Consider the following 245-nt stretch of genomic DNA (forward strand, 5'->3'; position numbering starts at 1 on the left):
GCCGGGTAAGCGTGGTCTGAACGCAGCTTGCTGCCGAGGCCAAAGATCGAGACCTCCATCGCGGGTACGTTCGTTGGCAGCCGTCGCTCTGAGCCCAATTCATCGATACCAAGGACCGGCAACGGACTCCCGACTAACTCGCGGGAGGCCCGCCAGTTGAGCGACCCGTGCACTTTCAGGAGTTTCAACGCTCCTGTGGGGTGTAGTTCGTTAAACCAGCGGATGTCCCCGTCCCACAGCGCGGC

At 62.0% G+C, this 245-nt stretch carries 1 protein-coding gene; it reads right to left on the minus strand.

What is annotated here, in order from left to right; all coding sequences use genetic code 11:
* Window positions 1-245 (minus strand): hypothetical protein (locus SB753_RS40335; RefSeq protein ID WP_410805583.1); only part of this gene is annotated, 245 nt, incomplete at both ends.

The sequence above is a fragment of the Paraburkholderia sp. SIMBA_053 genome, from assembly GCF_046534895.1.
Classification (GTDB): domain Bacteria; phylum Pseudomonadota; class Gammaproteobacteria; order Burkholderiales; family Burkholderiaceae; genus Paraburkholderia; species Paraburkholderia caledonica.